Origin of the sequence: Paenibacillus validus NBRC 15382 (assembly GCF_004000985.1) — a bacterium.
Lineage (GTDB): Bacteria > Bacillota > Bacilli > Paenibacillales > NBRC-103111 > Paenibacillus_G > Paenibacillus_G validus.
Genome location: NZ_BIMH01000001.1, coordinates 175,920 through 189,708, shown reverse-complemented (window position 1 = coordinate 189,708; position 13,789 = coordinate 175,920). Strand labels below are relative to the sequence as shown.

Sequence of the window (13,789 nt, the reverse complement as noted above, 5' to 3'; positions counted from 1 at the left end):
GATTCCTGTTATTGTTCAGTGTGGTCTGCGGAATTTTAGATGCGAAAGCACGCAAGGGGGGGTGGTAAGATGTTTGCCGGACATTTTGGATTGGCTGCCGCGGTGAAGGCGAAGACGCCTGAAGTACCGTTGTGGGCATTAGTCATAAGCACGCAGCTGCTGGACGTCGTCTTCGTCCCTTTGTTTCTGGCGGGGGTGGAAACGATGGAGCCGGTCGGGGCGGGAGGCTACGGAGAAAGCATTATTCATGCCGATTATTCGCACTCCTTGCTGGGAGCGCTGCTCATCAGCCTGCTGGCCGGCTGGATCGGCGGCCGCTTATGGGGGCGGCGCGGAGGTCTCGTTATTGCCGCCCTAGCATTCAGTCACTGGCTGCTCGACCTGGCGGTGCACCGGACGGATATGCCGATATTGCCTGGCAATACCGGAGATTTGCCGCTGCTCGGATTCGGCTTGTGGACCTCGGCATCGGCCAGTATCGCCGTTGAGGCGATCCTGCTTGCCGTCGGCTTCTTCTTATACACGCGCTCTATAGTAGGCGCGAAGGGAGTGAAGTCGAACCGCGGAATAAGGTTTGCCGCGATTGGAACGATGGGGGGGCTGCTCGTTTTGTCGCTGCTGGCGGATGTGCTGGGGATCGGTTGACAGGCTGATTTTGTAACTTTTTCCTGGCGGCTTGCGTTAGTTAGGTGAACGTACCGATAGGAGGAAACAAGCTCATGTGGAAAAAGCGCTGCTGCTTGCCGCTTCGCTGCTGCTGCCGCTAACGTGCGCTCCTGCAGAGGCGGCTAAAGTCAGGCCGCTCATAGGCAAAGCCTCCAAAGCCGGTTGCGGATGACGCGACGGTGATGGGGGCTGCTGTTCGTAAGCCCGAACCACCCGGGCAAGGGAAGCAAGCTATTCCTTCGCAGGCTTGCAGGAGTCGGGCCGTCTGGTGTCGAAAGCAAATGCGAAGCAATTTCCTGTATAAACAAGAGACGGAGTGAGACATGATGTTAACCAACCTCAAAACCCAATTGCAGGAGCCTGCCGTCCGGGAGCTCCTGGAGTATTCGATATTTCCCGATCCCGACCTGCTGGAGCAAGTCGTCGGCGAGTACGAGCGAAGTGAGGAACTCGAGCTGTATGGCTATGAAGAACAGGGGGAACTGGTCGGCATTGTCGGTTTTACGGTGTCGGATCGGAACGAGATGGAAATTAAACATCTAGCCGTTCACCCCGACGCGCGCGGGCGCGGTTACGGCAGGGGACAAATACTAGAGCTGCTCGCGCTCAAAAAACCGGCCCGTATCGTAACGGAGACCGATGAGGAAGCGGTAAATTTTTATCGGAATATCGGGTTCACCGTGATCGGATTGGGGGAAAAATATCCTGGGATCGAACGGTACCGCTGTGAATACGAGGCCGAAATCGACGATAACCGGTCCTAATCACGCGTAAGGGGGAGTGGTTGTCATGTGGCAATGGGTCGCCATGATCAGCATGACCGCGGATCATATCGGTTACGTTTTTTATCCGGATGACCCGTTATGGCGGGTTGTCGGAAGGATGGCTTTTCCCGTTTATGCGTATTTGCTCGTTCAAGGCTACCTGCATACGCGCAGCGTCTGGCGCTATTTGCTGCGTCTGTTGTTTATTTTCGCCGTCGCGCAAATTCCTTATATGGCTTTGTTAAAGACGCTGGAGATGAATGTCGTCGGCACGCTGTTGATTAGCTTGACGGTTCTCTGGGCGATCGACAAGCTTTCATGGGGGTTGAAGACGGCCGTAATCGCGGCTGCCGCGGGTCTGCTCCTGTGGATTCCGTTCGATTATGGGGTGTACGGGCTTATCCTCGTGCTCGTGTACCGGTATGTCCGCACGTATTGGGCCGTTGCCGCACATGCCGTCTTGACGCTAATCCTGTATGCGGGCGTTCCTATCCAAATGTTCAGCGTATTGGCGACGCTGCTTTTATATGCCGGGGCATTGCCGATAAGCCGTCAGGTGCCGGCTTGGCTGTGGCGCAGTTTTTATCCCTTGCATTTAGGGATACTGTTCATTTGGTTCACGCTTCAGATCAATTAGCGGCATAAATTATTAATCGAATTAAATAGATAGAAGAGGCATCCATGGGACGGGAGTGTCCTTTTTTGACAAGTCCATGATATGATAGAGCACATAAAGACGGGGCCGGAAGCGGGAAAGGCGGTGAGCGCGTGAATAATGGAACGGCCTGTGCCGGGCAATGTCCGCTTTGCGGAGCGGATAACGGGTGCAGTTACGTGCAGGGGAAGCCGATCGAAGCGTGCTGGTGCTGGAAGGAGCTGGTCCCCAAGACGCTGCTGGAACGGATCCCGGACGAGCGAAAGGGGAAGGCGTGCGTTTGCAGGCCATGCGTGAACGCCGGCGAGAGCGCTGAACGAAACGTGCAGGACTGATTTTCGGGCAGCTTTCGATATAATGGAAATACTTACATCATAGTCTAGTCGTACAAGGAGGCGAAATCTATCGAGACGTTGCTGATCGGGAGCATTTGTTCGGCGCTGTCGACCGGATTAGGCGCGTTACCGATCTTATTTTTCAAAAAGCTGACCCACCGTTGGCGGGATTTGCTTCTCGCCTTTACGGCGGGCGTGATGGTGTCCGCTTCGATGTTCGGTTTAATCCCTCAGGCGCTTGACGTTTCCAACACGTTCGTCGTTTCCGTCGGCGTCATGATGGGGGTAACGATCTTAAGCTTAATGGAGAAGTTCATTCCTCACATCGATGTGGAGCGTCCGCAGAAGGTCATTTCGGATAAAGCGTTCTTGGTGGTGGCGGCATTATTCCTGCACAATATACCCGAGGGTCTTTCGGTGGGGGTCAGCTATGCGCACGTGAACCCCGAGCTCGGCGCTATCGTGGCGATCGGAATCGGGCTGCAAAACATGCCGGAGGGGCTGCTCGTCGCCTTGTTTTTGAGCTATCAGGAGATTAGCCGTTGGAAGGCGTTTCTGGTGGCGACGCTGACCGGCGTTGTCGAGATTTTTGCCGCGCTGCTCGGTTACGGAATGACCCATTACGTGCAAGGGCTGGTCCCTTACGGTCTGTCGTTTGCCGCGGGTGCCATGATGTTTATCGTATACAAAGAGCTGATTCCGGAAAGCCATGGCGACGGGAACGAGCGGATTTCCACGTTTTCTTTCATCTTCGGGCTGCTCGCCATGATTGTCCTGATGGACCTCTTTAGTTAATTGACCGATCACTCCTGGACGAAAGGAACTACCGTATGATAACGATCAAAACACATCTGGAACGTATGTTTGATCATGTGCATTGGGCCAACCTGCGCATCCTCGCAGCGCTGCAGGCCTCCGATGGCAAACCGGATAAAGCCGTCAGGCTGTTCGCCCATATTTTGGGCGCCGAGAACGTATGGTTGACCCGGATGAACGGGGAAGACGGCGGATCGTTTCCGATCTGGCCGGAGGCCGATTTGGCGGAGTGCGGGCGTATGGCGGAAGCGAATCGGGCCGGGTATGCGCGATTGTTCGAACGCTTGAACGAGAGCGACTTGTCCGAAGCGACGACGTACCGGAACACGAAAGGCGACGTTTTTCAGACGGTGCTGGCCGATATTTTAACGCATGTGTCCATGCACGGCAGCTATCATCGCGGTCAAGTGAACGCGCTGCTGCGCGCCGAAGGCTTCGAGCCGGCCAATACGGATTACATTACGTTCGTCCGGTAATGCGGCGATAATTTCCTGTTCAAGAAGGTGCGGTATGTTAGCCTATAACATTTGTTTTATTCGAAGAAGCGATGAAATTTTACTGCTAAACCGGAATAAGCCCTCCTGGATGGGCAGATGGAACGGCGTAGGCGGGAAGGTCGAGAACGGCGAGACGCCGCGGGCTTCCGTCCTGCGGGAAGTATATGAGGAGACCGGCATCCGGCTGGATACGGTTCGCTTCAAAGGGATCGTCACTTGGCTGGTGGACGGCCGGCATTACGGCGGCATGTATTTGTATACGGCCGAGCTGGAAGCGGCTTACCCCTATGAAACGCCGATCAAGACGGAAGAAGGCATCCTGGACTGGAAGAAGATCGATTGGATCCTCGACCCGAACAACGAAGGGGTCGCGTCCAATCTCCCGCGGTTTATTCCGTTGATGCTTCAGGAGGACGGCTGCTACGATCATCATTGCCTCTTTATGAACGGTGCGATGACCGGCGTCGTGTCCAGACCGATCGCCGCCGCCACGGAGACCGATGCGGCGCTGCTGGCAGGCGCCAGGGAGAAAGCGGAGCTCACCCCATAACGTAATGCGATTTACACCCCACAACCTGCGCCTGCGGCTATGTTGCGGGGTGTTTGCTTGATCCGGACAAAAACAGAACGTAGCCGGGAATATGCAAACGGGGGAAGATCGAATGTCGCGCGGGTAAACCGAAATCCATAGACTGGATATTAACTAAAAATTAATGCAAGAGAAGCTGAAAAACGTAAAGTATGCTATACTGAGACTAGGTGCTTCATAAAAAATTTATAATTCGAGCGACCTACTATATCAGACATCGAATGTGGGGAGAACATGGGGGAACTACAGCTTGCGATTCGTCATTATGGCATTCAAACGGCGCGGCGGTTGCCGTTATTTTTGTGTTCAGTTTGGATCGTATTTTTAGTCGAGCTTCTGAGCCGGGGCAAGTGGGGCGATACGTTCGGCTGGACGTTCCTGGCGATTCCGAAACTGACGCTGAACGCCTTGGTCGTGTTGGGGCTGTTGCTGCTGCTCAGCGCGCTTACGAACAGTGTCCGGCTTTCGTTCTGGCTGGTGGCCACCGTCTGCCTGGCGTTCAGTCTCATCAGCGGGATCAAGCTGGAAATTCTTGGCGTCCCGTTCCTGCCCTGGGATCTGCTGCTTACGAGCGAAACGAAGGACATGACACCGTATATCGGCGGCCTGTTCAATTTTACGGTGATATCAGGAGTTGTCGTGTTTATTGCAGTCAGCCTGTTGTTACTTTATAAGCTGCCGCGAGTCGCCGTGAAATTGAAATGGAAGCACCGTACGACGATGGGGTTGTTCTCCGCGCTTCTGCTGGTTTCGATCTATAACGACGGAGCCATTTCCTTGAAGAAACTGGCCAATATAGAAAACCTGGCCTGGGATCAAACGGAAAATGTGAAGACGAACGGCTTTCTGTTGTCGACGATCATGAATTTAAAGTTTTTGAACTTGAAGGAGCCGTCCGGCTATAACGATCAAAGCATCCGCTCGATTGCTTCGTCCGTCCCCCCGGCGGTACCGGTTGCAGGGGATGTGAAGCCGAACATCATTGTCGTCCTCAGCGAATCGTTCTGGGATGCGACGCAAGTGAAAGGCTTGACGTTCAGTCAAGACCCGATTCCCTTTTATCACGCGCTGAGCGCTAAATATTCGAGCGGAACGATGCTTTCTCCGCAATACGGGGGCGGTACGGCCAATGTCGAATTCGAGGTATTGACGGGCAATTCGATGCGCTTCCTGCCGCAAGGTTCGATTCCATATAATCAGTATGTCGATAAAGGCATCGATTCCATGGCCAGCATATTGAAGCGTCAAGGGTACGACACGACGGCGATTAATCCATTCCATAGCTGGTTTTATAACAGCAAGAAGGTGTATGAGAACTTTGGTTTCTCGAAGTACATCTCGCAGGAGTTTTTTGAACCCGACTATGAAGGTCCTTATTTGTCCGACCGCTCCGTGGCGAAGTATATTATCGAATCCGGGGAGAAGACGCCGGGGCCCGATTTTATTTTTGCCAATACGATGCAGAATCATTACCATTACTACCCCGGTAAATTCAAGGAGAATACAATCGAGGTGACCGGCGTGACCGGCGAAGCGAAGGGTCTCTTCGAAACGCTGGCCCAAGGCTTGCAAGGAGCAGACAACATGCTGAAGCAGCTGGTCACGTACTACGAGCAGAAACAGGAGCCGACCATTATCGTATTTTTCGGCGATCATTTGCCAAGCCTCGGCGAAAATTATAAAGCTTATAAAGATAGCGGCTACCTGCAAGAGAACGACCCGGATTTTCTGAATAAAATGTACCGTGTCCCGGTGCTCGTATGGAACAACTACTTGCCTCAGCATCAGGACAAGCTGGACATGAGTCCTTCGTTCCTCAGTTCATACGTATTGAAGCTGGCTGAGCGCCCAGGCACTTATTACACGGATTTTTTATATCAGCTTTCGCAAAAGTCGCCCGTCATCCCGCCGAAAAACATGTACGCGGTGATGGGGATCGATGAGAATGCGCTGCAAAGCTATGAGAAGCTGCAATACGATATTATGTTCGGCAAACAATATGGATACGGCGATTGGGCCGGGACGATCAAGGACCCGAATTACGTATTAGGGCCCGGCAAGCTCGAGATCGAGGACATCCAAGTCCAGGTCTCCGGCGACGATCAGGTTGTGAAGGTGTCGGGGCAAAACCTGCCGCACAATGGCGTCGTGCTTATCAACGGTCAACCGGCTGTCACCGAATGCAAGAAGCTTGGCGAATTAACAGCGGTCGTAACGCCGGAAGCTGCCGGCTCGCAGGAGTTCAATATCGAAATCGTGGTGAAAGATTCCAAGGATATCGTGGTCGCCACCTCCAATAAAGTCGCCTATTCGGCGAATGCGGCAAATGCGGCAAATGAGGTGAAGTAGCCATTCGTACAAACACCCCTTAAGTCAGGCGATGGGATTTACCGCCAGGTAGGTCTAAGCCACTGCCAAGGGGTGTTTTTCTGTTGACGGTACACGTTCCTCCACGCGTACCAACGGTTCGCTAAATCAGCAGGTTTCGGCTATACTGAACAGGGAACCCTTATCAGTTAGGAGAGAATAGATGTGGAATATTCAGCCCAAGATGTTGCGGATTGGATGCTCGCCAAGGTCAAGAATGCGGGCATTTTATATCAAAGCGACGCCGTTAACCATATTGTCAGCCACTTCGGAGAATCCTATATTTATGTGAATGAGAACGGAAATACGTCCATTTCCAAAGAGGTCAAAAAATTATTCAAGAAACTCCATGGCGGCCGGGTTGCCTGGGATCGGGACGGTTTCTTCTGGGGATGGACATGAAGATCATTGATTTATCCGTACCCTTATATACGGGCATGCCTGTTTTTCCCGGCGATCCGGAAGTACGTGTTGCCGTGGTGCAAACCTATGAAACGCATGCGTGGGAATTGCGGCAGCTCATCCTCGGTTCGCATACGGGTACGCACGTTGACGCCTTTTCTCATATGCATGCAGGTCTGGAAACGTTAGATGAAATACCGCTGGAACGTTTTTTTGGCAGGGCTCGGGTTGTCGATCCCCGGCAACCGGATTGGCCCAGAGACAGAGGATTGTTGTTTATAGATGAGGTCGGAATAGAAGCAGCCGGTAAAATCATCGGGTTGAATCCGGGATTTGCAGGCGGGAATCTAACGGAAGAGTTAGAGAGAGCTCTACTCGGCGAGAGAATCATCACGTATACGGATTTAATTCATTTGGACCGGCTGCCGAAGGAAACAGACTTTATGTTTTTTGGAGTGCCCTTAAAGATTAAGGGCGGGGATGGTTCGCCGGTCCGGGCTTTTGCTATTTTGGAAGACGAGTCTTCCGGGATTTCATTGAAAGAAACGCCATGAACGGTTAAAATGAACGGGGAAGCTACTAGCTACGTACAGCGCAAATAGGATCGGAGTATGGATGGATGAAGAAGTTTAAGAAGTTTTATATCGAAATTACAAGCGTCTGTAATTTGGCTTGCAGCTTTTGTCCGCAAACGAAGCGGCAAGCCAATTTTATTAAAATCGAAGATTTCAAAAAAACGCTCGATCAAGTTCGGCCTCATACGGATTATATTTATTTTCATTTAAAAGGCGAGCCGCTGCTTCATCCCAAGATCGATGAACTGCTCGATATCAGCCATGAAAAAGGGTTTAAAGTCAATATTACGACCAACGGGACATTGCTCCATAAAGCCGGACCTAAAATCATGATGAAACCGGCGCTCCGTCAGATGAACTTCTCGCTGCATAGCTTTGACGGACATGCCGGCTCCACCGACAAGGAAGGCTACATTTCCAGTGTTTTGTCCTATGTGAAGGAAGCGGTACAGAAAACCGGCATGATCATCTCCTTGAGGCTATGGAATCTCGATACGGACAATGCAACGAACCAGCAAAGAAATCGAAATCGCGAAATTCTGGAAATCATCGAACGCGAATTTCATCTGCCCTACAGAATCGAAGAAAAATTCGTGCGAGGCAGCGGATTGAAAATTGCCGACCGTATTTATTTGAATCAGGATCATGAATTTCAATGGCCCGATCTCAAGGCGCCGGAAATAGAGGGAAGCGGATTCTGTCATGCGCTTCGGAACCAGGCGGGTATACTTGTGGACGGAACGGTAGTGCCTTGCTGTCTGGACGGAGAGGGCGTTATTAATTTAGGAAATATTCACCGGACGCCGTTCTCCGAGATCGTGGAGGGCGAACGGGCGAACAATCTGTATAACGGTTTCTCCAGAAGAGAAGCGGTTGAGGAATTATGCAAGAAGTGCGGGTATCGCACAAGATTCAGCGTGTAATCGTTTCGAAGGCTTGGTCAGAACGCTGCTGCTGCGGCTATCTGACCAGCCTTTTTTTGCTTTGCGGTGCAAGAATGTCGACAGCTGACCGTTCACTGGAAACGAAATTGTACTGCAAGTGCGGTTCATATCTGCTAGGATAACGTTAAAAGGGTACGCAGGGGGGCATGAAGCGATGCTGCAGCTATTCGTCGATATGATCGAGCGGGTCGGCTTTCTGATAGCGCTCGCATTTGCCTTTTCCCGCAGCCGCTGGATGCGCAGCTATATGAGCTATCAAGGGGACAAGACGTATCAATGGCGGTTTCTTGTTTTTTTCACCGCCTATGCGGTTATCGGAACGTACTCTGGTGTGACCGTCTCCAATTATACGTATCAACCGGCCCCGTGGATCGGCGAGGTTTCCCCGACAGCGGCCATTGCCAATTCCCGGACCGTGGGCGTTGTCATTGCCGGCTTGCTTGGAGGGGTGAAGAGCGGACTGATCGTCGGTATCGCTGCCGGCGTGCATCGTTACAGCCTGGGCGGATTCGTAGCCGTCGCCTGTATGGTTGCTCCTATCCTTCAAGGCGTGTTGGCGGGGCTTTGCCGCAATGCGTTCAAGAGGCGCTTCCGCAAGGTAGCGTCGGTCCAGCTCGCCTTCGTCGTCGGATTCATGGCCGAGTCGCTGCAGATGGGGCTCATTTTATTGCTGGCTAAGCCCTGGGAAGAAGCGGTCGGCTTGGTATCGCTCATCGGATTTCCGCAAACGTTCGCTAACAGCGTCGGGGTTGCGCTTTATTTTGTGCTGTACAATACGATGGAGCGGGAAGAGGACCGTATCGGCGCGGAGCATGCCCACCGAGCGCTGCAAATCGCCGATATGACGATGCCGCTCTGGCGGCTGGAGTTCGAGAAGGCGGTTCAGGAAATCGCCAAGGTGTTGAATGAAGAGACGAAAGCGGTTGGCGCGTTTTTCACCAAGAACGGTTCCGATTGGGTGATGGAAGGAAGAAAGACGAAGTTTTGCATCGACCTGTTCGTTGGCATTCCCAATCAGCGGCCGATCGGACAGTTCCGGTTGTATTTTGAACGGGAGCAGGATGACAATCCATCCCGCCGGCGTATGCTGACTTCCCTGGCCGGACTATTGTCCCAGCAGTATGCGTTTGTCGAATCGGAGAGGCAGGCGCAGCTTCTTGCGGAAGCCGAGATTCGCTCGCTGCAGGCCCAGATGAATCCGCATTTTCTGTTTAACGCGCTGAACACGGTCAAATCGTTCATTCGCACCAAACCGGAAGAGGCGCGTCAGATGGTGATGCATCTGTCGAAATTTTTACGCAAAAATATGAGCAACGGCAACCAAAGAATGGTTACGATTCGCGACGAATATGAATTGGTAATGTCCTATCTGAGTCTGATTAAAGCGCGTCTCGGGGATCAGCTGGAGTTTTACGCCGATATTGACGAACGCGTACTGGATCATCACATTCCTCCGTTTACGATTCAGCCTCTCGTCGAGAACGCTATCGTGCATGGGATCAAGGGCATCGAGAGGACCGGCGTGATCCGGCTCATCGTGAAGGAGGAGCCGGAAAGCGGCGAGAGGCATGCGCGAATTACGGTCGAGGATAACGGAGTAGGCTTGACCTTCATCCGGGAGGACGGGCAGGAAGATCATACAGGCATGGCTTTGCGTAATATCGAACAGCGTCTGAGCTATCATTACGGGAAAGTGCGGCCGCTTGAAATCGAGAGCAGTCCGGGGGAAGGAACGAAAATTACTTTTTGGGTGAGGTGAGGGATCCATGGGTTGGAATATCGTAATTGCCGATGATGAAGCACCGGCAAGGGAAGAGCTTGTATATTTGTTGGAGCAGCTCGCTGACGTGGACCGGGTGACTCAGGCGAACAGCGGCATGGATGCGATTAAGAAAGTGAAGGAACAAGCCCCGGATGTCCTGTTCCTCGACATGGACATGCCGGACTTGAACGGGCTTCAAGTGGCGGAAATCGTCGGCGAGCTGAATTCGCAGGTGAAGATCGTCTTCTCCACCGCCTATGACCAATATGCCGTCGATGCGTTCAAGGTGCGGGCTTTTCACTATATGCTCAAGCCATTCGACGAAGATGACTTGGACAGCGTCTTCCGGGAGCTGCGCAAAACGCGGACGGGAACGGGGACGAAAGCCCCAGCCATCCCGCCGGCCGGAAATTCGTGCGTCAAGCTGGCGCTCGAAATGGAAGAAGGCATTAAGTATGTGTCCCCGAAGGACATCATCTATATTAGCAAGGAGGGCAAGTATGTCCAGGTTCATATTCGCGATAAAGCCTATCACGTTACGTACACGTTGGTAGAGCTGGAACAGAAGCTGGAGCCGTTCGGTTTCTTCCGCTGCCATAAGAGCTATCTCGTCAATCTGGCCGCCATCGCCGAGCTGAAAACGTGGGTCAACGGGGCCTACAATCTGCTGATGGACGATGAGGCGCGAAGCACGATACCCGTCAGCCGCAATTATGTGAAAGCGCTGCGTTTGAAACTTGAAATTTAACATCATAGATGACAAATTCGGCATGATGCGCTTCAGGCGTATCGCGAAGACTCCAAACGATTTATACTATTTGCAAGCGCTCTCAAAACAAACCGGTTGGAGGAATGCAAGACGTACAGCCAGCTTGGGCCTGGTTCGTACGGACTGTGTTCGCGCGACAATAACGCTTACGAGGAGTGGGATCATGAAAAACAAATGGGTTTCGTACGGGGTTTGGGGGCTGATCGCGGCGTTAGGCGCGCTAGGGTTCGCGATGATCGCGCTTGCGAACGGCGAGAAAATTTCGGCGGCCTGGCTCATCATAGCCGCAATCTGCACTTATGCTTTTGGTTACCGTTTCTATAGCCGGTTCATTGCCAGGAAGATCTACGAATTAAACGACAACCGGGCAACGCCGGCCCATGTGCATAACGATTCCAAGGACTACGTCCCGACGAATAAATACGTGCTCTTCGGCCATCACTTTGCGGCGATCGCCGGAGCCGGTCCGCTGGTCGGTCCGATTTTGGCCGCACAAATGGGGTATTTGCCGAGCATTCTGTGGATTATTATCGGAGCTGTACTTGCGGGCTGTGTGCAGGACTTCGTCACGCTTGTCGGATCCATGCGGCGGGACGGGAAGTCGCTCGGTCAGATGGCGAAAGACGAAGTCGGCCGATTCGGCGGCACGTTAGCTTCTATTGCAACGCTGGCGATCCTCATTATCATCGTCGCCGTACTTGGACTCGTCGTCGTGAAAGCGTTGGCGGAGTCTCCGTGGGGAATGTTTACGATCGCCATGACGATGCCGATCGCCATCTTCATGGGCTTCTACATGCGATTTATTCGACCGGGGAAAGTCATTGAGGGCTCCATTATCGGTTTTGTTCTATTGATGATCGTATTATGGGCAGGACAATTTGTTGCCGCCAATCCGGTGCTGGCGAAGATGTTCACCTTCACCGCGCCGCAGATCGCCCTGATGATGGTCGTATATGGCCTGATCGCTTCGATTTTGCCGGTGTGGGTACTGCTTGCACCCCGAGATTATTTAAGCTCTTTCTTGAAAATCGGCGTCATCATTTTACTGGCGGGCGGTATTTTGGTGACATTGCCGGAGCTGCAAATGCCGGCTGTGACCAAGTTTATCGATGGGACCGGTCCCGTATTCTCCGGCAATTTATTCCCGTTCTTGTTCATTACCATAGCATGCGGCGCCGTTTCCGGCTTTCATTCCCTGATTTCTTCCGGGACGACACCAAAGCTGATCGAAAGAGAAAGTCATGCGCCCTTCATCGGATATGCCGGTATGGCCGCGGAATCCTTCGTCGCCGTCATGGCCTTGATCGCCGCGTGCGCCTTGGAGCCCGGCATTTACTTCGCTATGAACTCGTCGCCGGCCGTTATTGGAACCGATCCCGCTGCCGTCGCCGCCAAAATTTCATCCTGGGGCTTCACGCTGACACCGGAACAAATTACGAACACAGCCAAAGAAATCGGTGAAAACACCATTCTCTCCAGAACGGGCGGGGCGCCGACGCTTGCCGTCGGCATGGCGGAAATCTTTTCAACATTCCTGGCCGGGGCCAAGGCATTCTGGTACCATTTCGCGATTTTGTTCGAAGCGGTCTTTATTTTAACGGCTGTGGATGCGGGCACACGGGTAGGACGCTTTATGCTTCAGGATTTGATCGGCAACTTCTACAAGCCGTTTGCTCAAACGAAAGTGTTCAAGTATAATTTCCTGGCTTCGTTTATTGTTTGCTTGGCCTGGGGCTACTTCTTGTATCAAGGAGCCATCGATCCGTTCGGCGGCATCAATTCGTTGTGGGCGCTGTTCGGGATTGCGAACCAAATGTTGGCTGCCATCGCTCTCGCCGTCGCGGCGACGATTATGATTAAAATGGGCAAGGCCCGCTACGCTTGGGTAGGAATCGTGCCGTTCGTGTTCCTCGCGGTAACGACATTAACGGCCGGCTTCCAAAAAACGTTCTCCTCTCAGGCAAGCATCGGCTTTTTGGCGGCTGCGAAGAAATACCAGGACGGGATCGATCAGGGGCAAGTCATCGCGCCTGCCAAAAATATGGACGTCATGCATCAGATTGTGACGAACAACTATATCGATGCAGGCCTCACGATCTTCTTCGAGATTGTGGTGATCCTGATGATTATTGAATCTTTACGCGTCTGGTACAAAATTTTGATCCAAAAACAAAAACCGGTATTAAAAGAAGCGCCGTTTGTCAAATCTACTTTTGGAGCCTGATGCCATGAGAACGATAACGAGCTTTGCCAGCAAGGCCAAAGCGACAATCAAGGTCATTTTCAGTATTCCGGACTATGAGAAATACTTGAAGCATCAGCAAGAGCGCCATCCGCATGAAACCCCTTTGACGGAGAAGGAGTTCTATATGCTGTCACTTCACGAGCGTTATGAAAGCGGTAAGATCAATCGCTGCTGCTAACAAGGAGAGACGGAGTAAGGCGGGTGCATGCAGCCCGTCTTGCCCCGTCTCTTCGTTTATGCAACCTGTGCGGCTTCATCCGGCTTTGGCATCAAATGTCGAAAAATGCGCGATAATATCACGTATTTTTCGACTTTATTCTCATATAGCGTCGAATAATGTCGTTATATCAAAGATTTCAATAAAGAAATCATTGCTTATCTAGGTATAATAGACTATACTTGG

The 13,789-nt window shown here is 52.4% G+C and carries 15 protein-coding genes; all 15 read left to right on the top strand.

All coding sequences use genetic code 11. The features are described from left to right. Positions 1-69 precede the first annotated feature (69 nt). Positions 70-645, top strand: a complete 576-nt coding sequence (locus PVA01S_RS00875; RefSeq protein WP_127604413.1) for a permease — start codon at positions 70-72, stop codon at positions 643-645. Between the two features lie 344 nt (positions 646-989). Then, positions 990-1,430 carry a GNAT family N-acetyltransferase gene (locus PVA01S_RS00870; protein WP_307720661.1) on the top strand — a complete coding sequence of 147 codons (441 nt, stop codon included), beginning with the start codon at positions 990-992 and terminating at the stop codon, positions 1,428-1,430. Positions 1,431-1,455: 25 nt separating this feature from the next. Continuing rightward, entirely contained in the window at positions 1,456-2,067 is a 612-nt protein-coding gene (locus PVA01S_RS00865; protein WP_127604411.1) for a TraX family protein, read from the top strand. A gap of 131 nt (positions 2,068-2,198) precedes the next feature. After that, entirely contained in the window at positions 2,199-2,420 is a 222-nt protein-coding gene (locus PVA01S_RS00860) for a cysteine-rich CWC family protein (protein WP_127604409.1), read from the top strand. A gap of 69 nt (positions 2,421-2,489) precedes the next feature. Continuing rightward, positions 2,490-3,215: a ZIP family metal transporter gene (locus tag PVA01S_RS00855; RefSeq protein ID WP_127604407.1), complete on the top strand. Its 726-nt coding sequence runs from the start codon at positions 2,490-2,492 to the stop codon at positions 3,213-3,215. 35 nt (positions 3,216-3,250) lie between these two features. Further along, positions 3,251-3,712: a DinB family protein gene (locus PVA01S_RS00850; protein ID WP_054795828.1), complete on the top strand. Its 462-nt coding sequence runs from the start codon at positions 3,251-3,253 to the stop codon at positions 3,710-3,712. 34 nt (positions 3,713-3,746) lie between these two features. Further along, entirely contained in the window at positions 3,747-4,283 is a 537-nt protein-coding gene (locus PVA01S_RS00845) for an NUDIX hydrolase (RefSeq protein ID WP_054795829.1), read from the top strand. A gap of 273 nt (positions 4,284-4,556) precedes the next feature. Then, positions 4,557-6,671, top strand: coding sequence for an LTA synthase family protein (locus tag PVA01S_RS00840; protein WP_174817547.1), 2,115 nt, complete (start codon positions 4,557-4,559; stop codon positions 6,669-6,671). A 183-nt stretch (positions 6,672-6,854) separates the two neighbouring features. Next, positions 6,855-7,091 carry a DUF6953 family protein gene (locus PVA01S_RS00835; RefSeq protein ID WP_164751699.1) on the top strand — a complete coding sequence of 79 codons (237 nt, stop codon included), beginning with the start codon at positions 6,855-6,857 and terminating at the stop codon, positions 7,089-7,091. Next, a complete protein-coding gene (locus PVA01S_RS00830; protein WP_127604403.1) occupies positions 7,088-7,645 on the top strand; it encodes a cyclase family protein in 558 nt (185 codons plus the stop codon). The genes PVA01S_RS00835 and PVA01S_RS00830 overlap by 4 nt, the downstream gene beginning before the upstream one ends. 65 nt (positions 7,646-7,710) lie before the next feature. After that, positions 7,711-8,589, top strand: coding sequence for a radical SAM/SPASM domain-containing protein (locus PVA01S_RS00825; protein ID WP_127604401.1), 879 nt, complete (start codon positions 7,711-7,713; stop codon positions 8,587-8,589). Positions 8,590-8,764: 175 nt separating this feature from the next. Then, positions 8,765-10,369, top strand: coding sequence for a LytS/YhcK type 5TM receptor domain-containing protein (locus PVA01S_RS00820; RefSeq protein ID WP_127604399.1), 1,605 nt, complete (start codon positions 8,765-8,767; stop codon positions 10,367-10,369). A gap of 7 nt (positions 10,370-10,376) precedes the next feature. After that, positions 10,377-11,120 (top strand): LytR/AlgR family response regulator transcription factor, encoded by a 744-nt coding sequence (locus PVA01S_RS00815; RefSeq protein WP_054795830.1) that lies wholly within the window; start codon positions 10,377-10,379, stop codon positions 11,118-11,120. A gap of 184 nt (positions 11,121-11,304) precedes the next feature. Then, a complete protein-coding gene (locus PVA01S_RS00810; protein ID WP_127604397.1) occupies positions 11,305-13,365 on the top strand; it encodes a carbon starvation CstA family protein in 2,061 nt (686 codons plus the stop codon). A 4-nt stretch (positions 13,366-13,369) separates the two neighbouring features. Continuing rightward, on the top strand, positions 13,370-13,564 hold the full coding sequence (locus PVA01S_RS00805) for a CstA-like transporter-associated (seleno)protein (protein ID WP_054795831.1): 195 nt from the start codon (positions 13,370-13,372) through the stop codon (positions 13,562-13,564). Positions 13,565-13,789 lie beyond the last annotated feature (225 nt).